Genomic DNA, 25,583 nt, shown 5'->3' on the forward strand with positions numbered 1-25,583 from the left:
GGATCCCGATTGTCGGGCGGCCGGCACTTCAGGATATTGGCGATGAACACATCGTGCTCGCGATCCAGTCCCAGCGCCGCCAGCATGTTGTCCAGCAGCTGCCCGGCCCGCCCGACGAAGGGCTCGCCGCGACGGTCCTCCTCGGCACCCGGGGCCTCGCCGACGAACAGCCAGCGGGCGCCAGTATCGCCCACCCCGAAGACCGTCTGCCGCCGGCTGGCCGCGAGCTCGCTGCAGGCAGTGCAGCCCGCGACTTCGTCACGCAGGGCCTGCCAGTCGATGCCCGTGGCCGGCACGGACGACTCCCGTGGTTCCTGCTCCACGGTGAGGCCGGCCACCGGTTCAGGTGGTGGCTCCGGAGACGCTTCCGGCGCGGCGCCGGTATCCGCCGACGGGCGCGCCCGCCACAACGGGATGCCCATGTCGGCGAGGATGCGCCGCTTGCGCCGCGAGAGTTCCACGTCCGCCTCCCCGCTCAGGCTTGCGGGGCACGGCCGCGGCGCCGATGGCGCTGCCAGCGCACGAGTGTCAGCAGCGGCCCGGACAGCGCGTACACCACGAACCCGGCCAGCAGCATCTTGGGCGGATCCAGGGCCGCCAGCATCAGCGCCCCGACCACTCCCAGCATGGACAGGAACGGGACCCGGTGGCGGAAGTCCATGTCCTTGAAACTGAAATAGGTCAGGTTACTGACCATTGCCGCCCCGGCGAGCACGGTGATGATCAGCACCGCCACCGCCCCGGTGGCCCCCAGCTCCGCGGCCAGGCCGAGGTCCTCGACCACCCAGACGGTCCCCACCAGCAGCGCCGCACTGGCGGGACTGGGCAACCCCTGGAAGAAGCGCTTGTCGGTCACCGCCAGGCGACTGTTGAAACGCGCGAGGCGCAGCGCCGCCGCCGTGGCAAAGAAGAACGCGGCCACCCAGCCGAAGTTGCCCAGGTCCTGCAGCTGCCACAGGTACACCACCAGCGCCGGGGCCAGACCGAAGGAGACCAGATCCGAGAGCGAATCGAACTGCGCGCCGAACTCGCTCTGGGTATCGGTCATGCGCGCGACGCGGCCGTCCAGGGTATCCAGCACCATGGCCACGAAGACCGCGATGGCCGCGGTAATGAACTCCCCGTCGATCGCGGAGACGATCGCCAGGAATCCGGAGAACAGGACCCCGGTAGTGAACAGGTTGGGCAGAAGGAACACCCCGCGCCGCCGCGACCGCGGGCGATCGTCGTCCAGCTCGTCCTCGCCACGGATGATGTCGGGGTCTTCGTCGGGATTCATTCGGCCAGCTCCACGGCGCCGCCCTGATCGCCCGGCTCGCGCGGCGGGAGCCCGCCCAGCAGGGTGGTCCCCGCCAGCACGACCTGCCCCGGCCGCACCATCACGTGCGATCCCCGCGGAAGCCACAGCTCCGCACGCCCGCCGAAGCCGGCAAAGCCGATGCGCTTGCCGCGCCCCAGCCGATTGCCGGGCAGCACCTCCACCATGCGGATGAAACGCGGCCAGTGCGTCACGCTGAGAGCCAGGGTCATGCGGTCATCCTCGTCGGTGGCCAGGGCGAACGCAAGCCGACCGGCGAGCTGCAGGTCGGGCTCGCGATCCGATTCCTGCCCCGGCCAGACGCGCTCGCGCACCTCGACCTCCTGCGGGGCATGGATATTGTATTCGCCGAGATAGCGCTGGCGCATGCGGATGCGCTCGGCCTCGCGCCCGGTGAACGGGTCGGTGGTGGTCTCCACCGATTCCACCACGCCGTCGACCGGGGCCACCAGGCCCAGCGCCTGGGCCGGCGCCCGGCGCCGCAGGTCGCGGAACAGGGCCATCAGGGCCAGCATCAGGATGACCAGGAACAGGCCCAGATCCGCCAGCCCGGACAGCAGCGTAATCACCGCCATCCAGGCGGTGACGATGACGAACAGGCGGCCTTCCTTCGCTACCGGAAACAGCATGTCCCCTCCGCGGCCCGCACCCGGGGCCGGTGGTGCCGCGGATCAGTTGCGCGACTTGTCGACCAGCTGGTTGGCCTGGATCCAGGGCATCATCGCACGCAGCCGCTCGCCCACCTGCTCGATCTCGTGGGCAGCGTTGCGGCGGCGATTCGCGGTCATGGAGGGATAGTTGGTGTCCCCTTCCTGGATGAAGCGCTTGGCGTACTCGCCGGTCTGGATGTTGTGCAGGGCCTCGCGCATGGCCGCACGGGATTGCTCGTTGATGACCTTCGGGCCGGTCACGTACTCGCCGTACTCCGCGTTGTTGGAGATCGAGTAGTTCATGTTGGCGATGCCGCCCTCGTACATCAGATCGACGATCAGCTTGAGCTCGTGCAGGCACTCGAAGTAGGCCATCTCCGGGGCGTAGCCCGCCTCGGTCAGGGTCTCGAAGCCGGCCTTGACCAGCTCCACCGCGCCGCCGCAGAGCACCGCCTGCTCGCCGAACAGGTCGGTCTCGGTCTCGTCCTGGAAGCTGGTCTCGATGATGCCGGTGCGGCCGCCGCCGATCGCCGAGGCATAGGACAGCGCGATGTCACGCGCCTTGCCGGAGGCGTCCTGCTCGATGGCGATCAGGTCGGGGATGCCGCCGCCACGGGCAAATTCCGAGCGCACGGTGTGACCCGGCGCCTTGGGCGCGATCATGATCACGTCGAGGTCGCCGCGCGGCTCGATCTGGTTGTAATGGATGGTGAAGCCATGGGCGAACGCCAGGGTCCCGCCCTGCTTGAGGTTGGGCTTGATCTCCTCGCTGTAGAGCTTCGCCTGGTATTCGTCGGGGGCCAGCACCATGACCAGATCGGCGGCGGCCACCGCGTCGGAGACGTCGGCCACCTTGAGGCCGGCTTCCTCGGCCTTGGCACGCGAACCGGAACCGGCACGCAGGCCGACGGTGACGTCCACGCCGGAATCCTTCAGGTTGTTCGCATGGGCGTGCCCCTGCGAGCCGTAGCCAATGATGGCCACCTTCATGCCCTGAATGATGGAGAGGTCGGCGTCTTTGTCGTAGTAGAGCTTCATTGCGGTTTCCTTGGCAATCAGTGAAAGGTGTTCAGATCTGGAGCGCGACGTCCCCGCGCGCGATGCCCATGACCCCGGAGCGCACCACTTCCTGCACGGGGAAGGGCTCCAGGGCCTCGAGGAAGGCGTCCAGCTTGGAGCCCTCTCCGGTGATCTCGATGACGTAGGTCTTGCGCGTGACGTCGATGATGCGGCCGCGGAAGATGTCGGCGAGGCGCTTCACCTCCTCGCGATCGCCGGGTTCGTCCACGCTGACCTTGATCATCGCCATCTCGCGCTCGATGTGAGGATAGGAGGTCAGATCGAGCAGCTTGATGACGTCGATCAGCTTGTTCAGCTGCTTGGTAATCTGCTCGACGATCTCCTCGGATCCGCTGGTGACGATGGTCATGCGCGCCAGCGTGGGATCGTCGGTGGGCGCGACGGTCAGCGATTCGATGTTGTAGCCGCGCGCGGAGAACAGCCCCGCGACCCGGGACAGGGCGCCGGATTCGTTCTCCAGCAGGACACTGATGATGTGACGCATACGGAATCCTTCCCTGTCAGACCAGGATCATTTCGTTCTGACCGGCACCGGCCGGAATCATCGGGTAGACGTTCTCGGACTGATCGGTGATGAAGTCCAGGAACACCAGGCGGTCCTTCTGTGCCAGGGCCTCCTTCAGCGCGCCTTCCACGTCGGCCGGCTTGTCGATCCGCATGCCGACGTGACCATAGGCCTCCGCCAGCTTCACGAAGTCGGGCAGCGCATCCATGTAGGACATCGCATAACGGCCCTGATAGAAGAACTCCTGCCACTGCCGCACCATCCCGAGATAGCGGTTGTTCAGGTTCAGGATCTTCAGCGGCAGCTGGTACTGATAGCAGGTGGACAGCTCCTGCATGCACATCTGGATGCTGGCCTCGCCAGTAATGCAGCCCACCGTGGCGTCCGGATGCGCGAACTGCACGCCCATCGCGAACGGCAGTCCCACGCCCATGGTTCCCAGGCCGCCGGAGTTGATCCAGCGGTTGGGCTTGTCGAAACCGTAGAACTGCGCCGCCCACATCTGATGCTGGCCCACGTCGGAGGTCACGAAGGCGTCGCCGCCGGTCAGCTCCCAGAACTTCTGCACCACGTACTGCGGCTTGATCAGCTCGGAATCGCGATCGTACTTGAGGCAGTCCTGGCCGCGCCATTCGCGAATCTGGTCCCACCAGGCCTTCAGCGCATCGGCGTCCGGCTGGCCGCCGTTTTCCTCCAGCGCGCGGATCAGCTCGCGCAGCACCGGCTCCACCTCGCCGACGATGGGCACGTCCACCTTCACGTTCTTGGAGATGGAGGCCGGGTCGACGTCCACGTGGACGATCTTCGCATGGGGGCAGAACTTCTCGATGTTGCCCGTCACGCGGTCGTCGAAACGCGCGCCGATCGCGATCAGCACGTCCGCATGGTGCATGGCCATGTTGGCCTCATAGGTCCCGTGCATGCCCAGCATGCCCAGGAACTGATCGTCCGAGGCCGGATAGGCGCCCAGGCCCATCAGGGTGTTGGTGATGGGGTAGCCCAGCTTGCGGGTGAATTCCGTCAGCGCTTCGGAGCCGCGCCCCAGCACCACCCCGCCACCGGTATAGATCATCGGCTGCTTCGCCGACAGGATCAGCTCCACCGCACGGCGGATCTGCCCGGTATGGCCACGGACCTTCGGGTTGTAGGAGCGCATGTGGATGCTCTCCGGGTACTCGAACTCGCAGCTGTCGGCGGTGACATCCTTGGGGATGTCCACCACCACCGGACCGGGCCGGCCGGTGGTGGCGATGTAGAAGGCCTTCTTGATGGTGGTCGCCAGATCCTTCACGTCCTTGACCAGGAAGTTGTGCTTCACGCAGGGGCGCGTGATGCCCACGGTGTCCACTTCCTGGAAGGCGTCGTTGCCGATCATGCTGGTCGGCACCTGGCCGGTGAACACCACCAGCGGCACCGAATCCATGTAGGCGTCGGCAATGCCGGTGATCGCGTTGGTCGCGCCTGGGCCGGAGGTCACCAGGGCTACGCCGGGCCGGTCGGAGGACTTGGCATAGCCCTCGGCGGCATGCACCGCGCCCTGCTCATGACGGACCAGTACGTGCGAGACCTCGCTCTGCTGATACAGCGCATCGTAGATGTGCAGGACCGCGCCGCCGGGATAGCCGAATACCAGATCGACGCCTTCAGCCTGCAGACTGCGGACGAAGATTTCGGCACCGGTGATGGCGGTGGACGATGCAGAGGTCTCGGACATGACGGTTGTTCCTTACCAGGGGCTGTCGGGCGATCGTGATCCGAGCGGACACGCCGAATCAAAATAGCCCACCATACTAATATGAAATCGCCCGCGCTTCACGCCAGCAGGCGCACGCGCGGACCCTGCCGGTGGCGAACCATGGAGCGTCCAGCCCCGTGGGAGGCCAGCCCTCTGGCCGACGGGAGCAACCTCGCCCGGAACGACGAGAGGCTCGCCTCCCACAGGATTGGCTTCCCCCCGGGGGGGGGGCGGTCTCCCGCAGGCAAGGGCCCTGCGCCCCGCTCAGCTTCCCTCGGAACCGCCCGCCTGGGCGGTGGGCAGTTCGGCGAAATGCTGGCGCGCCCGCGCCACCAGATCCCCCGGCAGTCCCTCCTTCTCCGCGATGGTCAGCCCGAAGGACACCCCCGGCTCGCCGATCAGCAGGCGGTAGGTCGGTGACAGGGTGTCCGGATCGAACTGCATCGAGGCGTTAACGATGCCCGCCTGCTGAGCGGCGTAATCCTTCAACGGCGCAAGATGAGTGTTGACGATCCCGCGGGTGCCCCGCGAGCGCAGCTCGTCCAGCATCGCCATGGCCAGGGCGGCCCCCTCGTCCGGGTCGGTACCGGTCCCCAGCTCGTCCAGCAGGATCAGGCTCTCCGGACCCGCGTTATCCAGGATGCGCTTGAGCACCGCCACGTGCCCGGCAAAGGTCGACAGGTGGTGCAGCAGGCTCTGGTTGTCGCCCACGTCCACCATCACCTGGTCGAAACGGCCGATGCGGCAATCCTGCTCCGCGGGGATGTGCAGCCCGCACCAGGCCATGGTCACCAGCAGACCGAGGGTCTTCAGCGCGACCGTCTTGCCGCCGGTGTTGGGGCCGGTGATCAGCAGCAGCGGCTGCTCGTCGTCCAGGCGGATCGACAGCGGCACCGGCTGCGGCCCGTTGCCCTCCGCGAACTGCAGCAGCAACAGCGGGTGGTAGGCCTCGTCCAGTTCCACCCCGGGGCGGTCTTCCAGGGCCGGGGCATGGGCATTCATCTGCGCGGAGAGCTGCGCAGCGGCCGAGGCCAGGTCGATCCAGGTCAGCGCCGTCAGCATCAGATCCAGCGGCTCGCCGTATTCGCGCACGGTGTCGGTCAGCTCGCGCAGCAGCCGCTGCTGCTCGTTGTTGATCTGCCCGTTCACGGTATCCAGCTGGTTGTTCAGCGGGACCGCCTCGATCGGCTCGATGATGTGATCGCGCCCGCCCATCGCGGTGCCCCGGCGCACGCCCTTGACCGCGCCGGCGGCATCGCCGCGCAACACCATCACCGCGCGCTCCTGATGCCACTGCACCTTCAGGGTTTCGTCGCCCTTCTGCGCGACATCCGACGCGGACAGACGCTTCTGCACCACGGCCTCGACCTCGCCACGCAGGCGATTGCGCTCGCCGAAGGAGTCCACCAGCGACTCGCTGGCATCCTCGCGCAGCGAACCGCCCGGATTGAGGCAGCCCGAAAGACGCTGCTCCAGCCCCTCGGGCGGATACAGCTTGTTCAGGTCCGCCGGGTAGATTTCCGGGGTGTCTTTCAGCTGGTCGGCCAGCTCGCGCGCATGGCGCATGATGGTCTGCAGGTTGTGCAGCGCCTGCACCGGCAGCGCCGAACCCGGATTACCCGCCTGGCGCAGCGCTGCCCGCACGTCCGGCAGCTGCCCCAGGCGCGGCAGCGTGCCCGCGTCCAGGCGCTGGCGGGCCACCGTCACCGCCTTCTGCAGCGCGCGCGCGGCCTCCAGGTTGGGCGCAGGCTCCAGCCCGCGCGCAGCATCGGCGCCGTAGGGCGTGGCGGTCAGGCGCTCCAGCAGGCGCTGGATCGCGGGAAATTCGAGGGCCTTCAGATCGACCTGCATGACATCCCCTTGTTCATGAAATCTCTACCGGCTCCCACAGGGAAGGAACGATGGCCCGGCCTACTCCTCGGCCTTCTTGAACATGCCGAGGTAGGCCTTCTTGTCCAGCATCGGCTCGCGCATCACCGCCAGCATGTCGTCCAGATGCTCCGGCGTGCTCATGCCCACCAGCGAGGTCCCCAGACCGGGCGTGGAGCGATTGAACTGCATCGCGCGCTGCGCCGGACTGGCCAGCCCCGCCAGTTCGCGCTCGACCACGTCCACCGACTGCTGCGCCAGATGCCCCTTGAGCATCGTGTGCGAGGCCATCATGTAGATCTCCAGCTGATGCGCCGCCTGCAGCGGGCTGGCCACGTTGCCCTGCCCGGTCGCGGTGTTGAAGCGGGTGAACCCCTCCAGCATCACCTGGTTGAACGGCAGCATGGCGATCTTGAAATGATCACGCGCGAAATCGTCCCCGGTCACAGTCTGCGCCGCGCGCTGCGCCAGCCCCTGGATGGAGGTCAGCGACTGGAACACCGGGGCATCGGTCTCCTCGCGAAAACCCTCGAAGGTCGAGATCCCGTAGGCGCGGATCTTCTTGTCGCGCACCGCACGTTCCAGCATCTCGAACACCGGCTCCAGCTTCCAGTTGGTGCGTTCCTTGCCGATCTCGTGGATATGCACCTCCGGCTGGTCGATGATGAACGCATCCAGGGTCTCCACGCCCATCAGCGAGCGCGACAGCTCCATCTGGTAGTGGATGTATTCCGGCGTCAGCAGATGCGCGCCCTTGGCCAGGTCCTCCTTCGTGCCCATGCCCGGGGCCTCGATCTCGCGCTGGAACCAGGCGTCCATGTCGTCCGGCTGACCGCCGCGCAGGGTCAGGAAGCCTCCCTTGGAGATCAGGAACATCGCCTCGCGCGGGACCCCGGCCTCGAGCGCCGTGCGCACGCCCGCCCCCACGGCCGCCAGCGAACGGCCATAGCGGTAATGCGCGGAGGTATCCACCACGTTGATGCCCTCGGTCAGCCCGCGGGCCACGATCGCGGAGATCGCCGCATCCACCTCGGCGGTAGCCGCCCCGCCGAAGGTCCCGATGCCGAGACTCGACAGGCGCATGCGCGCGCGCGAGAACTCGCTGTAATGGCCCTCGGCCGCGCGCCCGTCGGCGAGGAACGACTCGGCATACTTGCGCGTCGCCTTGGCGTTGGCATAGCCGGGAATCAGTTTCTGCGAAGCTTCCATATTCCTCTCTCGAACCGCCGCAACAAGGGCAACCGCCGGATCCTGGTCTTCCGGCGCATCGCATCGGGAATGCGAATCCTAGGGAAACACCGCTCGATGTGCACGTTTCCCTCGACAGACGGAGGGTGCCTGTCCGGCGTCCCCCGGTCGTTTGCGGCCACCCCCGGAATGCTGCGAAGCTTGCAAACCCATCGTGCCGCCCGGAATACCGCCCGAGATGACCGCCCCCGAAGACCCCGAACACGCCCCGCAGACCACCGTCGAACCGGAAGACGAGGCCGGCTTCGAGGCCCTGGAACGCGGCGACTTTGCCGAAGCCCATCGAATCTGGAGCGAGCGCGCCGACGGACCGTATGCCGGCGCCCATCTCGGCCTGGGCGTGCTGTACGCCAGCGGCCTGGGCGTCGAATCGGACGTGCAGCGGGCCCGCGAGCACTGGAAACGCGCGGCCGAGCTGGGCCTGCTGGATGCCTGCTTCAACCTCGGCCTGCTGGCCGAACAGGGGATCGCCGAGGGTGATCCCGCAGAGGAGGCCGAGACCTGGTATCGCCGCGCGGCGGAGGCCGGGCACGCGAACGCCCAGTACAACCTGGGCGTGCTGCGCTTCGCCAGCGAGATCAGCCCGGAAGCCGCCGCGGAGGCCGTCGCCTGGTGGGAGAAAGCCGCCGAGCAGGGCGACCCCGATGCCCTGAACAGTCTGGGCGTGGCGTACGAAACCGGCCGCGGCTGCGCTGCCGACCCCGCCGAAGCCGGCCGGCTGTATACGCGGGCCGCCGGCGCCGGTCATGCCCGGGCGGCCTGCAACCTCGCCCAGCTGCTGGAACAGGGGCACGGCGTGATCGCCGATCTGGCCGAGGCCGTACGCTGGTACCGCCAGGCCGCGGAGGACGGCGACGGCGAGGCCGCCGCCCGCCTCGGCAACCTGTACCGCGACGGCAAGGGAGTGGAATGCGATCCGGCGCAGGCGGCGCACTGGTATCGCGTCGCCGCCGATGACGGCCATCCCGCGGCGCGTACCAACCTGGGCGTGCTGCTGGACCGCGGTCACGGGATCGCCCGGGACCAGCGCGAGGCCGCCCACTGGTACCGGCTGGCGGCCCGCCAGGGGCAGATGCAGGCGCAGTACAACCTGGGCATCTTCCTGGCCGAAGGCCATGGCGTGGAACAGGATCTGGTCGAGGCCTGGGTATGGTTCTCGCGCGCGGCCGACCAGGGACACCCCTCGGCCGCCGACGCCCGCGACTACGTCCACCAGCACCTGTCACTGGAGCAGCAGCAGGATGCCCTGGCCCGCAAGTCGCGTGAGTGACCGCCCGCCGCCCATGCCGTCGAGCCGGCCCCGGGCGGCACTGACCCTGCCGGCCCTGATCCTCCTGCTCGCGGCCGGATCCGCCCCGGCAGCCGACGGCGCGGACAACGACACCCCGCAAGCCACCACCCGTGCCGATGATGCGCCGCAATCCCCCGAGGGCCGGCAACTGGTCGAACAGCGCTGCCTCAACTGCCACGGCGAACGCACCCTCAGCGAGGCCGGGTTCGGGCGCCTGGGCTGGCACGCCACGGTCACGCGGATGAACTGGGTCAACGGCGCCGGGGTCGGGTTCGGCGAGCGCGGTCCGATCGTCGACTATCTGAGCGAACAGAGCGAACCTTCCATGGCCCGCGTCATCGGGGAATGGGTCGTCGCCGCCCTGCTGGCGGCCGGAGCGGCCTTCGTGCTGTGGCGCGGCATCCGCCGCTGGCGCCGGCGCCAACCGACAGGCTGAGCGCCCAATCGATTCGCGCGTCAGCCGCCGGTGCCGTGCTTCCCCGGGCCTGGCTCCATCCGCCCCCCCCTGCCGCCGTCAGTAGCGCGGCAGTGCCACATCCGCAAAGACGGCGTCCACCCCCTTCTGGTCGGCGGCATGCAGGGCGCGATCGACCCGTTCCAGGGTCAGATGGGGGGCCAGCAGGGCGAGAAAGTCGTACATGTAGCCGCGCATGAACATCCCGCGGTTGAAGCCGACCCGGGTTACCTGCTCGGTAAACAGGTGGCGGGCGTCGATACTGACAAGGTCGGCATCCTCGTCCGGCTCGTAGGCCATGCGTGCGATGAGGCCCACGCCCAGGCCGAGGCGGACATAGGCCTTGATGACATCGGAGTCCGCCGCGCTCAGGACGACGTCCGGCTCCAGGTCAGCGGCCCGGAAATCCCGCTCCAGCTGACCGCGCCCGGTGAATCCGTGCACATAGGTCACCAGCGGGTGGGCCGCCACCGCCGCCAGATCCGCCGGAGGCGTCCGGGCCAGAGGATGGTCGCGGGGCACCACCAGGCAGTGATGCCAGCGGTAGGCCGGCAGCATCACCCGCTCCCGGTTCTGGGCGACACCCTCGGTCGCGATGCCGAAATCGACCTCGCCGCTCGCAGCCATCCGCGCGATGTCCGCGGGGCCGCCCTGCTCGATCTGCAGCCTGACCTCAGGGTAATCGTGACGGAAGGCGTCGATGCGGGGTGGCAGGAAGTAACGCGCCTGGGTATGGGTCGTCGCCAGTCGCAGCAGTCCGCGGCGTTCATCGGAAAAATCCGCCGCCAGGGAGCGGATGCCGTCGACCTCGGCCAGGATCCGTTCGGCGCGGGCCAGGATCTGGCGTCCCTCCGGCGTCACGTGGGTCAGGTGCTTGCCGCTGCGCTGGAAGAGCAGCACGCCCAGCTCGTCCTCCAGCATCCGGATCTGCCGGCTCACCCCGGGCTGCGAGGTGAACAGCCGCTCCGCGGCCTCGGTCACGTTGAGGCCCGATTCCACCACCGCTTTCAGACAGCGCAGTTGTTGCAGTTTCATGGCCCGGGTGTGATCTCTCGACCGGTTGCGGGCCGGGAAGCACGACCCTTTTATTCAATTTTGACATTAAAACAGAATTTATTATTCTTTTCCATTCTATATATATCCCTCTAGAGTCTTTCTCGAGGCCTCGGAACCCATCCGACACCCGAGCAGGAGAAAGACCATGAAGACCGAAACCATCCCGTCCCGACCCGACCGCCAGACCCTGGAAAAGCGCCGCGCGGAACTGCAGCGCAACCTGGCGCGCGTGAACCAGGCCCTGGCCGCATGCAGCGAGGAAACCGCCCAGGCCCGGCACATCCGCAGGGAGCCCCCGTCGGTCCCGGCCTTCGATCACCCGCTGCCGGTCGGTGCAGGCTGAACACCCCGGTCCCGTGACCCTTCCGCCCGCAACTGCATGGAGACAGCATGGCGAATGATTCGACCCGCAGCCTGATTCTCGGGCGCGACCATGACGGAAACCTCGCGATGAGGAGTGCCGACCACAGCGACAAGCCGGGGGCGCTGGGATACGACCCCCTGCAGCACCTGGCCATCAGCCTGGGCTCCTGTCTGCTGGAATTCTGCGACCGCTTCCTGAGCCGGCGCGGCTACCCGCGCGCCGCGGAGCTGGAGGTCACCTGGACCTTCGATGCCCGACGCTGTCGGGTCTCCACCCTGCAGAGCGAGCTGCGCCTGCCGATCAATCTGGAGGAAGGCGAACAGACCAGCCTGGAACGCATGCTGGCCCAGTGCCCGATCCACCAGGCCCTGGAGGGCCCGCTGGAGGTCCCGACCCGGGTTCGTCTGACGCACGCCCGGCGCCCGGCACCCGCATGAGGTCCGGGCGCAGCCAGCCCCGATCCGGGATCTCGCTGGCCAGGGCTCGAGAGTGAATGCCGGCGCCGGGCCATTGATCCCGGCGCGCCCTCTTGATAGGTCGGTCGCTGTGTGGACACTTCGGCCGCATGAGCGAGGAGATGCCCATCGACGCCCTGCACGGGGACTTTGCCGCGGCGCTGGCCGACGGGCCGGTGGTGGTGTCGGCGGCGACCGGTTCGGGCAAGTCGACGCGCCTGCCGGTGTGGGCGCGGGACCAGGGGCGCGTGCTGGTGGTGGAACCCCGCCGAGTGGCGGCCACCAGCCTGGGGCACTGGGTGGCCGGCCTGCTCGGCGGCAAACCCGGGCGCGAAGCGGGCTTCGCCGTGCGCGGCGAGGTGCGCTGCGACCGCGACACGCAGATCGTGTTCGCCACGCCCGGGATGGCCCTGCAATGGCTGGCGCACAACGGCCTCGCGGATTTCGCGGTGGTGGTCCTCGACGAGTTCCACGAACGCCGCTGGGACACCGATCTCCTCTACGCCCTGCTGACCGAGACCGGACGCCACCGCCTGGTGATCACCTCGGCCACCATCGACGGCGCGCGCCTCGCCCGCGAGCTCGCCGGCACCCACCTCGAGAGCCCCGGCCGCTCCCACCCGGTCGCGCTGGAACACCTTGCCGCAGACCCGCAGGCAATGCCTCATGCGAAGGACCTGGCCACGCGCGTGGCCGAAGGCGTACGCACCGCACTCGCGCGTACCGACGGCGATGTCCTCGCCTTTCTGCCCGGGCGCGGCGAAATCGCCGCGGCGGCGCGGGCCCTGAAGGACGAGCCCGTGGCCTGCATCGAGCTGCACGCCGGCGCCAGCGCCGAGGCCCAGCGCCATGCCCTGCAGCCGGGCCAGGAACGCCGGGTGATCCTCGCCACCAACGTCGCCGAGAGTTCGGTGACCATACCCGGGGTCACCGCCGTGGTCGACAGCGGTCTGGAGCGCCGCACGGGTCGCCGCAACGGCCGCACCGTGCTCGCGCTGCAGGCGATCGCCGCCGACAGCGCGGAGCAGCGCCGCGGGCGCGCGGGCCGCACCGCGCCGGGGCTGTGCCTGCGGCTGTGGGGGCGCAATGCCCCGCTGGCCACGAACACGCCGCCGGAGCTGCAGCGCGAGGACCTCACCGAACCGGTACTGGCGGCCGCCTGCTGCGACCGCCCGGCGCGCGAACTCGCATTCCCCGATCCCCCGCGCGAGGAGGCCCTGGAACGCGCCGAAGACCGGCTGCGGGCGACGCACGCGATCGACGCGGACGGCCGCGCGACCGAACACGGCCGACGCCTGTTCGCCCTGCCGGTGGACACCGCGCTGGCCCATCTGGTGCTGGCCATGCCGGATGCGGCGACGGCCGCGTTCATGGCCGATCTCGCCGGCGCCCTCGGCAGCCGCCGCGCGGTCGCGGTGCCGCCCGACGACGAACGCGAGCGGCAGGATGCACTCACCGCCCTCGGCCGGGCCTGTGATGCGACGCTGCGGGTCGCCGCCGTGCGCGGCCACGCACCCGACAGGGTTCGCATTCGCCGGGAGGAACGCCGCGAGGCCCACCATCTGGCTCGTCAGGTGCGCGAGCTGGCCGGCCTGCCCGCCCGGGAATCGCAGCAGGAACCGGAGTCCGAGCCCCTCGCGGCCACCGCGCCCCGGGCCCTGACCGCCGCAGTCGCCGCCGCCCCCGAGCTGGCGTTCGTGCGCCGCGAGCGCCGCCGCTTCGCGCTGGGCAACGGCGGCGAGGAGGCGGAGATCGGTCGCGATTCGCTGCTGGCCGAGGATGCCGAGGCGGCCGTAGTGTTCGACAGCCACAGCCTGCCCGGCAAGGGCACCCGCGACACCCGCACCATCGCCACGGTGCTCGCGCCGCTGGAGCCCGATGCCCTGATCGACGCGGGGGTGGCCACGCCGGCCATCGCCGATCCCGAATGGTCCGCCGACGGACTCGTGGTCCGCCGCGACTGGTGGCATGCCGGGCGCGTACTGCGCAGCGACCGCACGCGCCCCGCAGGCGCCGCGGCGCGCGAGGCACTGGCCTCGCTCATCCTCGACGACCGGCTGCTCGCCCCCGCCGGCTCGCGCCTGCGCGACGACCTCGACGCCTGGGCGCTGTATCTCGCGCTGGGCTTCGAGCAGGGCGAGGCCCCGGACGCCCGCGACTGGCTGGCCCGTCGCCTGCAGACCCTGGGCGTGGAATCGGACGAGGACGTGGCCCTGCTGGAACCGGAGGATCTCGCGTTCGAGGGCGTACCCGAGTGGGAACGCGAACGCTTCGATCGCCGCTATCCGCGCGAGGTGCGGCTCTCCGGCCTGCACATGCGCATCCATTATGACGTCGCCCGGCGTACCGTCACCGCGGAGAAGATCGACGGCAACCGGCGCGACGACCCGAAGCGCTGGGAACTGCCCGCCTGGCAGGGCTGGCACGTCCGCTTCCAGCGCGCCAGCCGCGTGGTCGACGTGCGTTAACCTCCGGGCGGTCGCGAGATCACGTAGCGGTTGCGCCCGGCCGCCTTGGCCCGGTACATCGCCTGATCCGCCTCGCGCAGCAGCTGTTCCGGGCCCGGTTCGGGATCGTGTCCGTAGAATGCGACGCCCAGGCTGGCGCTGACCCGGAACACGTTTTCGCCGTCCTCAACCGGCGCCGCGGCGGCTGCCAGCAGGCGTTCCAACAGCGGGACGGTCAGTCCGGGGTCAACGTCCTCCAGGACCGCGACGAATTCGTCGCCCCCCAGCCGGGCGAAGGTATCGCCCTCGCGCAGGCAGGCCCGCATGCGTTCAGCGACCGTCCGCAGCAGACGATCCCCCGCATCGTGGCCGTAGCCGTCGTTGACCGCCTTGAAGCCGTCGAGGTCGAGGAACACCACCGCCAGCTGCGTGTCCCGGCGCCGGGCCCGGACCATGGCCTGATGCAGGCGATCGAGCAGCAGAACCCGGTTGGGCAATGCGGTCAGGGCATCGTAATGGGCACCGTGCTCGAACTCGCGCAGCAGGTCCTTCTGCCAGGTAATGTCGGTGGAGATGCCCAGCAGACTGTCGGGAAGGGTGCGGGACGCGTCCGTGTAGACCGGGGTCTTGACCTCCCAGTAGACCCGGTGGCCACCGTCCTCCTCGACCGCCTCGATCTCCTCGCGGCTGTCCTCGCCGGCGAGCACCCGGCTGTCCACCTCGTGCAGGCGGGCGACCGTGGCCGGCGGGAAGAAATCCTCGTCGCCGCATCCGTAGAGCTCGTCTGCCGTGCAACCGAACACCCGCAGGGTCTCGCGATTGCCATAGGTATAACGGCGCTGCCGATCCTTCACGTAGACCGCGACCGGCACACGGTCCAGGGCCTCGTGCAGCACCTGGATATGGTGCAGGGAACGGTGCAGCTCCTGTTCCGCAGCCAGACGCGCGGTGATGTCGTAACAGAAGCCGACATAGCCCCGGAACTCGCCGTGAGGGTCATGGCGCGGCCCGCCCTCGTCGAGGATCCAGCGATACTCGCCGTCGGCGCGGCGCAGGCGGTATTCCAGGGTAAAGGGCCGGCGCGCGGAGAAGGCGGCCCAGTAGCCCTCGATGCAGGCGGCGCGGTCGTCGGGATGGACCCCCTCCAGCCAGCCGTCGCCCTGCTCCTGCGCCTGGCTGCGCCCGGTGAAACGCAGCCAGGGCTCGTTGACATGTTCCACGCCCCCGTCGGCCCCGGAGACCCAGATCAGGACCTGACCGGCGTCCGTCAGCTGACGGTAGTACTCCCGGCACTCCTCCAGCTCGCGGATACGTTCCGCCGCGTCCCGGAGCACCCGTCGCCAGGCGACCGGGATCGGCTCCTCGGGGAGATCGGTAAAGGGAAGCGCCGCACGCAGCTGCGACTCGGATTCGTCGTCCATCCGGGGCACCTGATCCATGCCCGCCTGCGCGGGGCCATTGTTCGAGCTTATACCATGAAGGGCCACGATCAACGGCGCCGGCGGGCTATCATCCCTCAGCCGGGACTGCGCAGCAAGGGGTGGGTGCAGAACAGCCGCTCCAGGCGCTGTTCCAGTTCGGCGCGCACCGGGCCGCTGCGGTCCGCGTCGAGGCGGGATACGAACAGGTTGTCGTACCACTCTTCTTCTTCGTCCATGTCCCAGTCGACCTCGCGCAGCAGGACCTGCCCGGCCTCGGGCAGCAGGGCGGGCAGGTCGCGGCCGGTGAGCTGTGCCCACACGCCGGTCCAGCAGCGGGCCAGCGCCAGCGGATGGTAGCCGCCACCCCCGAGCACCAGCAGCTTCGGCGTGCCGTCGGCGTGGCGCGGGCTGGTCTCGATCACGTCGTCGATGCAGGCGAGGAAGCACTGGGTGGAGATGCCGAACTTGCCCAGTGGGTCCGGCAGCAGCGCATCGGTGCCGGCCTGCACGACCACGTAATCCGGCTGCCAGCGGGTACGCGCCGCCTCCCAGATGCGGCTGAAGGCGCTGCGGAATTCCGTGTCGTTGGTCTCTTTCGGCAGCGGCAGGTTGACCGCGTTGCCCAGCTGGCCGGTGTCCTCGATACGCCCGCCCTGGAACGGATAGCCGTATTCGGTATCCATGTGCAGGGACACGGTAAGCACGTCCGGGTCGTCGGCGAATGCCGCTTCCACGCCGTCGCCGTGATGGGCGTCGATATCCAGGTACAGCACCCGTGCCCCGCTCTGGCGCAGGCGCATGATGCCCAGGGCGCAGTCGTTGAAGTAGCAGAAGCCGCGCGCCTGGTCGGGGGCGGCGTGATGCATGCCCCCGGCCGGATTGAAGGCCATGCCGCCCTCCAGCACGACCTCGGCGCCCTGGATGGAACCATAGGTGGCGGTAGCCGGGGTAGAGAAGAAGCCGGCGAAGAACGGGTTCTCGAAGTTGCCGATGTTGTGGCGGTCGCGGTAGCGCTGGAACACCTTGCCCAGCGCCTCGGCGCGCTGCATGGCGGTCACGTAGTCGCGGGTATGCAGCCACTCGAGCTCGGCGGGCATGGCCTTGCGGGTCACCGCCATCTCGCCGGGGGTGACGGCATCGTAGGCCTCGATCAGGTCGATGGTGAGCGACACCCGCGGGATGCCGAGCGGATGGTTGTCGCCGTAGCTGTGGCCGCGATAGCGCGGCGCGTGCAGCAGCGTCGCGTGGCGGCGCGCCGGACCGGATTCGGCGTCCGGGGCAGTGACAGGGGCGGTTTCAGGGGTGGCACTCACTGGCGCAGCCTCAGGTAGATCTCGGGCAGACGGCGCGGCAGCTCGTCCACGTGGTCGATGATGGTGTAGTGGCCGGGGCCGAAGATCGCCGGCAGGTATTCCGAGCCGGACGGGTCCAGGGTGACGCAGAACGGGTGCACGCCGGCATCCACCGCCTCCTTCATCGCCATGCGCGTATCCTCGTGCAGATAGCGCTGATCGCCGCCGTCGTCGTAGTCGGCCGGGCGGCCGTCGGACAGGATCAGCAGCAGGCGGCGCTGGGCCGAGCTGCGCCGGAAGGCCTCCAGCGAGTGACGGATGCCCGCGCCCATGCGCGAGGCCAGGCGTCCGGAGACCCCGGCGATGCGGTTGCGCACGGTGGCGCTCAGGTCCTCGTTGAAGTCCTTCAGCCAGTAGTAGTTGACCTGATCGCGCTGTTTGGAGGCGAACCCGGCGATCGCACAGGGATCGCCGACCCGGTCGATGGCCTCGGCGAACAGCATCATGCCCTCGCGCACGCGGTCGACGATCTTGCCCTGCCCGCCCGGATGCCGCGCCATGATGGAGGTCGACATGTCCGCCAGCATCAGCACCGAGGTGTCACGGTGCTGCACCGCGCGGCGGCGATAGATGAAGGCCTTCGGCGAGAGCCCGGCCTTCTTGTCGGCGACATAATCGATCACCGCCTCGGTATCCAGTTCGTCCCCGTCCATCTGCTTGCGCAGCGGCGCCGGACGCATCGGGCGCTGCATCTCCAGCCCCCGGGTCAGGCGCTTCAGGGTATCGGCATGGCGGGTGAGGATCTCCGCCGCGCGGTCGGGCGCTTCGTCGTCCAGCACGCGTTCGTAGAGGTTCACCCAGTCGGAGATGTAGCGCTGCTCGCGATAGTCCCACTCGGGGTACAGGATGCCGTCCTTCTTCGGCGTGTACGGGGCCGCGCGCTTGGCTACCTGGGCCGGCTGCGGGATCCCGGTGCCGATCCGCCCGCCGGTGCCGGAGGTCTCCTGTTGCGGGGTCTGGATGTCCGCGTCCGGGTCCTTCTGCGCGTCCTCCGGGGCCTGTTGCGGCTGCTCTTCCTGCTTCTCGTGCTCGAACTTGTGCTCGTCGTGCGCCTCGTGGTCGCGGAAATCCGCCAGCTCGCCGTTGCGCTCGCGCTGGGGATAGACCGGCAGCGCCGCGTTCAGCGACAGCCCGGGCAGGTAGGCCTCGGCGCGTTCCTCGATGGTGATCTCGGGAAAGGCCCCGTCGGCGAACAGCTCCTCGGCCACCTCCCAGGCGGTCACCACGTCGGCATCGGGCTCCAGCATGCGCGCGAGCCGCGGATCCTCCGGCTCGCGCCCTTCCAGCAACGCCCGATGCGCCCGCAGGGCGAAATCGAAATACGTGCCGGCCGGTTCGGCCGGGCGTTCGTACGCCTCGGCCAGCCGCACCAGCCGTTCGAGAAAGCGCAGGATGCGCGGCGCGACCCGGGCGTTCACCCGCAGGTCCTCGGCCAGGTCGAACAGGATCTGGAAACGGAACATGCGCTCGCCGAAGGCGGCGAACAGCGGCCGCCAGGTGATGCGCGAGCGGTCGTCCAGCGGCGGGTGCTCGCTGCCCGCGCGCTCGAACAGGCGCTCCACGCGGGACAGGGCGTAGGTGTCGTAGGCCAGATGGGCGGCGGCGTGCTGGGTGGCCACCAGGGCCTCCTCGCGCGAGTCCATCACCGCCGGCATGAACAGCCGCCGGCCGTCGGTCTCCAGCATCGGCCGGCCCTCGCCGGGCTTCCAGCTGGAATCCGCCAGCGGGATGTCGGCGTCCAGCCAGGCCAGCATCACCAGCCGCAGGAAGCGTCCGTGCATGCGCGGACGGAACCCCGGCAGGGCGTCCAGCAGCAGCTTCAGGCTCTCGTCGCTCTCCAGGCGGAAATACGCCTCGCCGCGCGAGCGCCCGGCCTTCAGCAGGTCGGCCCCGCGCCGTGCCCAGGACAGCAGACCACCATCGCCGACCAGGTTGCGCGCGATCGGCGCCCCTTCGAGGTAGCAGTCCAGGGTCAGGCCGCGCTCGTCGAACAGCGTCTCGGCCGGGTCGATCAGGGCCCGCAGCCCCTCGATGCCGCGACCGGCCGCGAGCTTGTCGAAATCGGTCTCGAAATAGGCCCGCGCGTCCGGCAGGCTGCGCTCGCACCAGCGCAGACCGGTCGCGTACCACTCGCGCTCGCCGTCCTCGCCCCAGGCGGCGAACACCCGGTCGGCCTGGCTCATGAACCCCTCGAGCGCATCGGCCGAATTCACCCAGCGGGCGAATTCGGCGGCCTGTGCGCGCCACGGCTCCACGCCGCCGACGTGTTCGGCCATCCGCGCGGAGTGACGCATGAAGCTCTTGCCGGCCTCGCGGTCGTGGAAGAACAGGTCGCGCGCGGTCTCGATCCAGCGCCGGGCGGGACCGGCACCGAACTCGCGGATCGCCGGCAGGGCCTCCTTCGCGTCGCGGTGGGCGACGAAGCTCATGTCCTCGAGGTGCTGCAGGATCTCCTCGATCTCGACGAGATCCCCGGCTTCGCTGTCCGCGCCCCCGTCGTTGCGAACCTGCTCGCTCACGCGGCTTCCGACTCGGGGAAGTGGGCGTCGAAGATCTCTTCCAGCGCCTGGATCAGCTCGGGGTCATCGGTGATCGGCGCGATCATCGCCGCGCGGCAGGCCACGCGCGGGCTCAGGCCCGCCTGCATCAGCTCGCCGGCATAGGCCAGCGCGCGGGTGGAGGTGGCCTCTTCCAGACCGTGGTCCTTGAGGGCACGCGCCTTGCGGCCGGCGGCCACGAGTTTTTCCACGCGGTCGGCATCCAGGCCACCGGATTCCTTGGCAACGATCTCGCGCTCGACCTCTTCCGAGGGGTAATCGAAGTGGATGCCGACGAAGCGCTGCTTGGTGGACGGCTTCAGGTCCTTCAGCACGGTCTGGTAGCCGGGGTTGTAGGAGATCACCAGCATGAAGTCCTCGTGCGCGTCGATAATCTGCGACTTCTTGTCCAGCGGCAGCTGGCGCCGGTGGTCGGTCAGCGGGTGGATGACCACGGTGGTGTCGGTACGCGCCTCGACGATCTCGTCGAGGTAGCAGATCGCCCCCTCCTTGACCGAGCGGGTCAGCGGCCCGTCCTGCCACACGGTCTCCTCACCCTCGAGCAGGAAACGCCCGACCAGATCCGAGCTGGTGAGGTCCTCGTGGCAGGACACGGTGACCAGCGGCTGACCCAGGGTGTGCGCCACGTGTTCGAGGAAACGGGTCTTGCCGCAGCCGGTCGGCCCCTTGAGCATCACCGGAAGGCGCTTGGCATAGGCCGCCTGGAAGATCTCGACCTCGTCGGCCTGGGGCTTGTAGAAGGGCGCGCCGCCCTGGCTGCCATCCTGGCCGGGCTTGTCGATGACGTCGCGTTCCACTCCGCGCATGCGGTTGATCAGGTTCTTCATGCTGGCTCCTGTAGGCCGCCTCGTATGTCGCGTCGCATGACGATTCCGGGCACATTCCCGGGGGGCGCACCCCCGGAATCGTCATCGCGCGGGGATTGTTGTATGATTTCGGGTTTGATTATACCCAACCAGTTCACTCGGATTCAGCGCGTAAATAGAGGACCCGCAATGAAACTTGTCAAACTCGTCAAGCTGAACAACCTGCAGTACAACCCGAACCGCGACCCGGAAGTGTACCGTCGCCCGGTGAACGAGGAATTCCGCCTGCAGGCCATGCTGAACGGCTCGGGCACCGCGCAGTGCCGCTTCACCGTGGAGGGCGAGACCCTCTGCGAAAGCAGCGTGTCCCTGCCCGGCAGCTTCGACTGCAAGTTCAGCTACGACACCGCGGGGACCCGCATGGGTGACCTGGAGATCGAGGGCAACGGCGAGACCTACCACCAGAAGATCCGGATCGACGTCCTCGAGCACGCCTGGATCGGCTGAAGGCCGCGCCATTTGCCGGTCCGCGGCTCGCGCCCGGCCGGCGAATCGAAAAGGCCCCGTGGCTTGAGCCCGGGGCCTTTTCTGTTGGAGGCCTTTCTGACGGGGCACTCAGCCCCAGTCGTACATGCGGATGAACTCGGGGAGCTTTTCGACCATCTCGTCCCGGTCGAAAAAGCGATCCGCCCGCGCCAGACGCATCTCGTCACGAATGTCCGCATCCCCTCCGAAACAGAACACCGGCAGGTTGATCTGGTATTCCATGCGCAGGGTGCGGATCACGTCCAGCGGATCGAACACCTCGATCTCGTCCAGGTCCAGCAGCAGGAAGCGATACAGCAGGACCTCGTTCCAGTCTCCCAGACCCTCCAGATCGGTGGTCGCCTCCATGTGCCAGTCGTCGGGCAATGGCGCCCGCAGGCGCTCGGTCATCTCGCCGTCCCGGCTCATCAGGATCATGCGCTTTTCCAGCCGCCGCTGGATCGTCGGTTCGGCCATCTCGGTGTCTCCTTGGAAATTCAGGCGATGCCGCGGTACAGCGCATCGATGCGGGCGCTGACCGCATCGGCCACCGCAGGGTCGAGGCAGCCGGCCAGGCGCGAGCGCAGATGCAGACGTTCCGGCAGCTCGCCCGCCACGCGCTCGCCGAGGACGCGGTCCACCGCGGGGTCCTCGCACCACACACGGGCGATGTGCTGTCCTTCCACGTGCAGGCGCAGGCGCCCGCAGGCCACCCGTGTCTCGAACACGTGATTGTCACGATTGACCCGGATCCCCTCCGGCACGGACGGGCGCGCATCCCCGTCCGCGATATCGTCCAGTTCCTCGTAACCGGCCGCCAGCCAGGCCTCCACGGTCGCCGCGTCGGGCGTCACCTCCACTGGCGGCGCCTCGAAGCGGCGTTCCGTGACCCGGCGCAGCGAGTCGCGCAGGGCCGCGGAATCCGGCGCCCGCCCCAGCTCCCCGGCGCAGTCGGTCATGCCGGCCTCCAGTACCGGGCGCAGCCATTCGCGATACCCCTCGCTGGGGGCCCGCACGCAGGCGAGGAAATCCTCCACCGGGAAACGACCGAGAAAACTCGCGCCGAATACCGAGCCCTCGTTCAGGGTGGCCGCACCGGTACCCATGATCTTGCGGCCCTGCACCCAGACATCCTGCCCGCGGGGTTCCACCCCCTGCAGGCCCAGCTCGCGCAACACGTCCACGGCCATGGCCAGGCCCTGCGCGAACAGATGCCGGGGACCACGCTTGAGGACACGGCTCGGCCGGATCACGAAGAAGCAGTCCTGGTCGGCATCCACCCATACCGAACCACCGCCCAGCGGGCGCCGCACCACCGGGATGCCGCGCGCGGCACAGTGGTCCAGATCGAGATCGGCTTCGGGATCCTGACTGCCGCCCACCGAGACATGCGCCTCGCGCGAGCGCATCCACAGCACCCGGGGCGGAGCGTCCGGCGGGGTGGACGCCGCCAGCCCGGTATACAGGGCATGCAGCTCCGTCGCCGACCACTCCCCGGCATCGATCCATTCCGGAGCGGCCGGGGTCGTCATCGCGCCTTATTCCTCCGACGGCTGGCCGGAGGCCGCGTCGCCCTGCTGCTCCTGATCCTTGTCATCGTTCCCCGGCTTGTAAAAGTAACGGAAATAGAAGTCGGAGCGCGACAGATCCTCGTACAACTTGGCCCGTTCTTCGACTCCGGTGCGCATGATATCCACCAGCGCCTCGGCCTGCTGGCCGTCGATGATGTGCATGCCGCCCAGCAGCTCCTGGTCGGTGTCGAGGAAATGCTGCGCCAGCTCCTCGGGCTCCTGCACGAACACCAGAAACGCCTTGCATTCGGGATCTTCGAGGTCCAGCGGCTGCATCACCAGTTTGCCGAGCCACGCCTGACGCGCGACCTGGTTGAACTGGTGGATGTCCAGCTTGCGGCCCTTCTTGTACTTGTTGAGTTCGTTGCGGATCTCGCCGATATTGGCGATCTTCATCGATTTCATGGCCTGCTTCCTGCCGCGAGTGAACGGGGAGGATAAACAACCCCGGCCCCCCTACGTAAGAAACCCCGGCGGACCGGGGTTCTTGAGTGTACCCAGGGGTTTTTCCCGCGGGCGGGGTCAGTCGCTCCACTGGAACCCGGAGGACGCGAATCCGGTCACCTCCTCCAGCGCCTCTTCCACGGCTCCCGGGGCATTGCGCAGCTGGATAAAACTGTTCGACCCCAGCATGCTCAGGTCGGGGAAATGCAGCGCCATGCGAAAGCGCATGTGCAGCGCCTCCACGTCGCCGCCATTGACCAGGACCTCGTAGGGCACGTAGGCGGTGTGGCGACGTGCGTTGACGTCCACGGTCTCCAGGGCGTTGCGATCGGACGCATCCTCCTCGGCCCCGTCCGCGGCGCGGATCGCCACGCCGACCAGGGTTGCGTCGCGCCCCGGGATGTCCACGCGATAGACCTCGCTGACACCGCCGGCCCGCTCCTCCAGACCTGCGCTCAGCGTCTCGAGGGCTTCCGCACGCGAGCCCCGGCTGCCCAGCTCGTAGGGCGCGTCGAAACGTTCCATGCCAAAGGCATAGCGATACCGGTTGAGGTCGCGCTGGCTCATGCCGTCCTCGTGGCCGAAGGTCTCCTCGGCCCCGAGGGCCTCTTCCAGCGACGCCGCGACACCGCCCAGTGGCACCTCGACACGGTAGGCGTGCTGGAAGTAAACCGGATGCGTGTAGCTGACCTGCACTTCGCCGTCGACCTCGGTGATGCCGACACGCATCGGCGCGATATAAGCCGCACGGTCATGCGAGGCGGCCGCCTCCAGCAGGTCGTCGCTGGTCGCCACCAGCACACGGGCCGAGTCGGTGACATCGTACTCACCGAGGATCTCGAAATCGGCGCCCTGCAGACGCTCGCGCGCCTCATCGGCCACCTCGGAGACGCCGGCCCCGCCGTCGGTCCAGGCCAGCACGAACGGGCGATACTCGTCCGCGGTGGCGGACGCCGCCGCGGCCATCAGGGTCACGGCCGCCAGCCCGGCCGTCAGTGACCGGACGATCCCGGTCGAGCCGCCGGTTTGCAGCGGCTTGCGATGAAACAATGACATGGGTACTGCTCCTTCGATCATTGGGAAGCGGGACATCGCCGTCGACCCCGGCCGGGGCCGCAACCCCGGGGCCGGTGGATCGACGGACCGACCTCAGAAGCGGTAGCTGTAGCCCAGCTCCAGCTCGTACTGCTTCATCTCGATCTCGATGTCCTGGTCCGGATCAAACGCGTTCGATCCGGAGACCGAATTGCTGGGCGCGTACATCGCCGCGAAGCTCAGCTCGTGCTGGTCGCCGAAGGACTTGGTGAAGCCCGCGGTGTAGTGATGCGTCATCACCGCCGGAGCAAGGAGGTTCATGGTCACCTCGTCCGAATCGATCGGGTTGTCGCCGCGGTTGTAACCCACGCGCAGCTGCCAGTCGTTCGGCAGCTCGAACTGGGCTCCGATTTTGTAGACGTTGATATCGTCCCAGCCGAAGCCGCGACCATCGGAGGTCCCGAAGACAGGCTGACCGAGATCCTGCTGGCCAGGTCCGTCGTTCGAGATCGCATCCACGTCGGAGTAGTTGATGCGCTGGTAGTCGGCCACCAGGGTCACCATGGGCGTCACCTCCCAGGCTACGCCCATACCCCAGGTCGACGGGATGTCGAAGGAACCTCCCTCGGCGAACAGTCCGGAATAGTCATCGAAATCCGAGTTACGGATCTTCGAACGATAACTGCCCCCCAACCGGACCCCTTCGGCCACTTCGGCCTGGATGCCGATCTGCGCGCCGTAGCCCCAGGAATCATCCGTGCCGTTGCCGGAGAAGTTGTCCGGGTCGTCCGACATGCCCATGTCGGCATAGGTCTGGATCCCCTTCGCCTCGAAACGCTGATAGGAGATGATCGGGCTGAAGCCGACGCTGACCCGGCCGTCGGCGAACTTCTGCGCGTAGGTCGGGATGATCGCCAGTTGTTCGAGGTCGACGCCTGCGGCTCCATCGCAGAACACACCAGTCTGGCTACCAATGGGCAGCATGTTACCGGTGGGCTCCCCGGTGTTCGGATTCATCTCGGGCATCTGACAGAACTGGCTGTTCTCGAACCCCGGGTAATTGGTGTTCATGCCACCGTTGCCGAGGAAGGCGATGCCCCAGGAGCGGTCTTCATCGATCTGCTGGACGAAGCCGAGCGACGGGATGAAGAAGTTCTTGCTGTCGCTCTCGACCTCGCCCGGAGCCAGGCCAAAAGTGCCCATCTGCCCCGATGGCATACCGGACACCTCATACGAGCGCTCCGGACGGAAGTAGGTGAGAGCCCCGTCGAAGCGGGTTTCCATGCCGGCGAGGCCGGCCGGGTTGATGCCCGGGGCGTAGGCGTCCTGCGAGATGGCCATGCCGACGCCGCCCATGCCCTTGGCCTTGATGCCGTAGCCATGGGCGAAATAGCCGTTG

The 25,583-nt window shown here is 68.4% G+C and carries 24 protein-coding genes; 6 read left to right on the top strand and 18 right to left on the bottom strand.

What is annotated here, in order from left to right:
- The 8 genes from B1A74_RS12970 to B1A74_RS13005 form a co-directional block, all read right to left on the bottom strand.
- The coding region (locus B1A74_RS12970; protein WP_208856002.1) for a uracil-DNA glycosylase at positions 1–461 on the bottom strand (461 nt) is incomplete at its 3' end.
- A 14-nt stretch (positions 462–475) separates the two neighbouring features.
- Positions 476–1,279 carry a CDP-diacylglycerol--serine O-phosphatidyltransferase gene (gene pssA / locus B1A74_RS12975; RefSeq protein WP_077244873.1) on the bottom strand — a complete coding sequence of 268 codons (804 nt, stop codon included), beginning with the start codon at positions 1,277–1,279 and terminating at the stop codon, positions 476–478.
- The gene (locus tag B1A74_RS12980; protein ID WP_024328753.1) at positions 1,276–1,947 is read right to left on the bottom strand and encodes a phosphatidylserine decarboxylase; all 672 of its coding nucleotides are present in this window, start codon (positions 1,945–1,947) and stop codon (positions 1,276–1,278) included. Before B1A74_RS12980 ends, pssA begins: the two co-directional genes overlap by 4 nt.
- A 42-nt stretch (positions 1,948–1,989) precedes the next feature.
- Positions 1,990–3,006, bottom strand: a complete 1,017-nt coding sequence (gene ilvC / locus B1A74_RS12985; protein ID WP_018946896.1) for a ketol-acid reductoisomerase — start codon at positions 3,004–3,006, stop codon at positions 1,990–1,992.
- Positions 3,007–3,037: 31 nt separating this feature from the next.
- Positions 3,038–3,532, bottom strand: coding sequence for an acetolactate synthase small subunit (ilvN, locus tag B1A74_RS12990; protein WP_018946895.1), 495 nt, complete (start codon positions 3,530–3,532; stop codon positions 3,038–3,040).
- Between the two features lie 16 nt (positions 3,533–3,548).
- The gene (gene ilvB, locus B1A74_RS12995) at positions 3,549–5,267 is read right to left on the bottom strand and encodes a biosynthetic-type acetolactate synthase large subunit (protein WP_077244874.1); all 1,719 of its coding nucleotides are present in this window, start codon (positions 5,265–5,267) and stop codon (positions 3,549–3,551) included.
- Positions 5,268–5,552: 285 nt separating this feature from the next.
- On the bottom strand, positions 5,553–7,139 hold the full coding sequence (locus B1A74_RS13000) for an endonuclease MutS2 (RefSeq protein ID WP_018946893.1): 1,587 nt from the start codon (positions 7,137–7,139) through the stop codon (positions 5,553–5,555).
- A 60-nt stretch (positions 7,140–7,199) separates the two neighbouring features.
- Positions 7,200–8,366: an aldo/keto reductase gene (locus B1A74_RS13005; RefSeq protein WP_018946892.1), complete on the bottom strand. Its 1,167-nt coding sequence runs from the start codon at positions 8,364–8,366 to the stop codon at positions 7,200–7,202.
- A 217-nt stretch (positions 8,367–8,583) separates the two neighbouring features.
- On the opposite strand from B1A74_RS13005, the gene B1A74_RS13010 reads away from it, so the two are divergent.
- Entirely contained in the window at positions 8,584–9,675 is a 1,092-nt protein-coding gene (locus tag B1A74_RS13010; protein WP_018946891.1) for a tetratricopeptide repeat protein, read from the top strand.
- Positions 9,668–10,132, top strand: a complete 465-nt coding sequence (locus B1A74_RS13015) for a hypothetical protein (RefSeq protein WP_231363040.1) — start codon at positions 9,668–9,670, stop codon at positions 10,130–10,132. Before B1A74_RS13010 ends, B1A74_RS13015 begins: the two co-directional genes overlap by 8 nt.
- A gap of 78 nt (positions 10,133–10,210) precedes the next feature.
- On the opposite strand, the gene cysB is transcribed toward B1A74_RS13015, so the two are convergent.
- Positions 10,211–11,185 carry an HTH-type transcriptional regulator CysB gene (cysB, locus tag B1A74_RS13020; RefSeq protein WP_077244875.1) on the bottom strand — a complete coding sequence of 325 codons (975 nt, stop codon included), beginning with the start codon at positions 11,183–11,185 and terminating at the stop codon, positions 10,211–10,213.
- Positions 11,186–11,351: 166 nt separating this feature from the next.
- Here cysB and B1A74_RS13025 point away from each other — a divergent pair, with 166 nt between their 5' ends.
- The 3 genes from B1A74_RS13025 (at position 11,352) to B1A74_RS13035 (ending at position 14,493) form a co-directional block, all read left to right on the top strand.
- Complete coding sequence (locus B1A74_RS13025) at positions 11,352–11,549, top strand: hypothetical protein (protein ID WP_077244876.1); 198 nt, start codon at positions 11,352–11,354, stop codon at positions 11,547–11,549.
- 47 nt (positions 11,550–11,596) lie between these two features.
- Positions 11,597–12,007 (top strand): OsmC family protein, encoded by a 411-nt coding sequence (locus tag B1A74_RS13030; protein WP_077244877.1) that lies wholly within the window; start codon positions 11,597–11,599, stop codon positions 12,005–12,007.
- 140 nt (positions 12,008–12,147) lie between these two features.
- Positions 12,148–14,493, top strand: coding sequence for a helicase-related protein (locus tag B1A74_RS13035; RefSeq protein WP_077244878.1), 2,346 nt, complete (start codon positions 12,148–12,150; stop codon positions 14,491–14,493).
- On the opposite strand, the gene B1A74_RS13040 is transcribed toward B1A74_RS13035, so the two are convergent.
- The 4 genes from B1A74_RS13040 to B1A74_RS13055 all read right to left on the bottom strand — a co-directional run bounded on the left by B1A74_RS13040 (position 14,490) and on the right by B1A74_RS13055 (position 20,630).
- Entirely contained in the window at positions 14,490–15,911 is a 1,422-nt protein-coding gene (locus B1A74_RS13040) for a diguanylate cyclase domain-containing protein (RefSeq protein ID WP_077244879.1), read from the bottom strand. The genes B1A74_RS13035 and B1A74_RS13040 overlap by 4 nt on opposite strands.
- A 77-nt stretch (positions 15,912–15,988) precedes the next feature.
- Entirely contained in the window at positions 15,989–17,206 is a 1,218-nt protein-coding gene (locus B1A74_RS13045) for an acetoin utilization protein AcuC (protein ID WP_077244880.1), read from the bottom strand.
- Positions 17,203–19,764: a VWA domain-containing protein gene (locus tag B1A74_RS13050; protein WP_077244881.1), complete on the bottom strand. Its 2,562-nt coding sequence runs from the start codon at positions 19,762–19,764 to the stop codon at positions 17,203–17,205. The genes B1A74_RS13045 and B1A74_RS13050 overlap by 4 nt, the downstream gene beginning before the upstream one ends.
- Entirely contained in the window at positions 19,761–20,630 is an 870-nt protein-coding gene (locus tag B1A74_RS13055; protein ID WP_018946883.1) for a CbbQ/NirQ/NorQ/GpvN family protein, read from the bottom strand. The genes B1A74_RS13050 and B1A74_RS13055 overlap by 4 nt, the downstream gene beginning before the upstream one ends.
- Positions 20,631–20,798: 168 nt before the next feature.
- On the opposite strand from B1A74_RS13055, the gene B1A74_RS13060 reads away from it, so the two are divergent.
- Entirely contained in the window at positions 20,799–21,116 is a 318-nt protein-coding gene (locus B1A74_RS13060; protein WP_018870306.1) for a hypothetical protein, read from the top strand.
- Between the two features lie 108 nt (positions 21,117–21,224).
- Here the strand turns inward: B1A74_RS13060 and B1A74_RS13065 are convergent, their stop codons facing one another.
- The 5 genes from B1A74_RS13065 to B1A74_RS13085 all read right to left on the bottom strand — a co-directional run.
- Positions 21,225–21,611 carry a hypothetical protein gene (locus B1A74_RS13065; RefSeq protein WP_019569641.1) on the bottom strand — a complete coding sequence of 129 codons (387 nt, stop codon included), beginning with the start codon at positions 21,609–21,611 and terminating at the stop codon, positions 21,225–21,227.
- A gap of 20 nt (positions 21,612–21,631) precedes the next feature.
- A complete protein-coding gene (locus tag B1A74_RS13070; protein ID WP_077244882.1) occupies positions 21,632–22,666 on the bottom strand; it encodes a lipoate--protein ligase family protein in 1,035 nt (344 codons plus the stop codon).
- A gap of 6 nt (positions 22,667–22,672) precedes the next feature.
- A complete protein-coding gene (locus B1A74_RS13075) occupies positions 22,673–23,110 on the bottom strand; it encodes a hypothetical protein (protein ID WP_018946880.1) in 438 nt (145 codons plus the stop codon).
- 117 nt (positions 23,111–23,227) lie between these two features.
- Entirely contained in the window at positions 23,228–24,205 is a 978-nt protein-coding gene (locus B1A74_RS13080; protein WP_077244883.1) for a DUF302 domain-containing protein, read from the bottom strand.
- A 93-nt stretch (positions 24,206–24,298) separates the two neighbouring features.
- Positions 24,299–25,583 (bottom strand): OmpP1/FadL family transporter (locus B1A74_RS13085; protein WP_077244884.1); only part of this gene is annotated, 1,285 nt, incomplete at its 5' end.

Source organism: Thioalkalivibrio halophilus (genome assembly GCF_001995255.1).
GTDB lineage: Bacteria > Pseudomonadota > Gammaproteobacteria > Ectothiorhodospirales > Ectothiorhodospiraceae > Thioalkalivibrio > Thioalkalivibrio halophilus.

Bases quoted from the DNA above. Each gene is read 5' to 3' on its own strand.
- B1A74_RS13025 (WP_077244876.1), top strand. From the start codon at position 11,352: ATGAAGACCGAAACCATCCCGTCCCGACCCGACCGCCAGACCCTGGAA.
- B1A74_RS13005 (WP_018946892.1), bottom strand. From the start codon at position 8,366: ATGGAAGCTTCGCAGAAACTGATTCCCGGCTATGCCAACGCCAAGGCG.
- B1A74_RS13010 (WP_018946891.1), top strand. From the start codon at position 8,584: ATGACCGCCCCCGAAGACCCCGAACACGCCCCGCAGACCACCGTCGAA.
- B1A74_RS13080 (WP_077244883.1), bottom strand. From the start codon at position 24,205: ATGTCATTGTTTCATCGCAAGCCGCTGCAAACCGGCGGCTCGACCGGG.
- B1A74_RS12980 (WP_024328753.1), bottom strand. From the start codon at position 1,947: ATGCTGTTTCCGGTAGCGAAGGAAGGCCGCCTGTTCGTCATCGTCACC.
- B1A74_RS13035 (WP_077244878.1), top strand. From the start codon at position 12,148: ATGCCCATCGACGCCCTGCACGGGGACTTTGCCGCGGCGCTGGCCGAC.
- B1A74_RS13060 (WP_018870306.1), top strand. From the start codon at position 20,799: ATGAAACTTGTCAAACTCGTCAAGCTGAACAACCTGCAGTACAACCCG.
- B1A74_RS13000 (WP_018946893.1), bottom strand. From the start codon at position 7,139: ATGCAGGTCGATCTGAAGGCCCTCGAATTTCCCGCGATCCAGCGCCTG.
- B1A74_RS13070 (WP_077244882.1), bottom strand. From the start codon at position 22,666: ATGACGACCCCGGCCGCTCCGGAATGGATCGATGCCGGGGAGTGGTCG.
- ilvC (WP_018946896.1), bottom strand. From the start codon at position 3,006: ATGAAGCTCTACTACGACAAAGACGCCGACCTCTCCATCATTCAGGGC.
- B1A74_RS13030 (WP_077244877.1), top strand. From the start codon at position 11,597: ATGGCGAATGATTCGACCCGCAGCCTGATTCTCGGGCGCGACCATGAC.
- pssA (WP_077244873.1), bottom strand. From the start codon at position 1,279: ATGAATCCCGACGAAGACCCCGACATCATCCGTGGCGAGGACGAGCTG.
- ilvN (WP_018946895.1), bottom strand. From the start codon at position 3,532: ATGCGTCACATCATCAGTGTCCTGCTGGAGAACGAATCCGGCGCCCTG.
- B1A74_RS13055 (WP_018946883.1), bottom strand. From the start codon at position 20,630: ATGAAGAACCTGATCAACCGCATGCGCGGAGTGGAACGCGACGTCATC.
- B1A74_RS13065 (WP_019569641.1), bottom strand. From the start codon at position 21,611: ATGGCCGAACCGACGATCCAGCGGCGGCTGGAAAAGCGCATGATCCTG.
- B1A74_RS13040 (WP_077244879.1), bottom strand. From the start codon at position 15,911: ATGGATCAGGTGCCCCGGATGGACGACGAATCCGAGTCGCAGCTGCGT.
- cysB (WP_077244875.1), bottom strand. From the start codon at position 11,185: ATGAAACTGCAACAACTGCGCTGTCTGAAAGCGGTGGTGGAATCGGGC.
- B1A74_RS13075 (WP_018946880.1), bottom strand. From the start codon at position 23,110: ATGAAATCGATGAAGATCGCCAATATCGGCGAGATCCGCAACGAACTC.
- ilvB (WP_077244874.1), bottom strand. From the start codon at position 5,267: ATGTCCGAGACCTCTGCATCGTCCACCGCCATCACCGGTGCCGAAATC.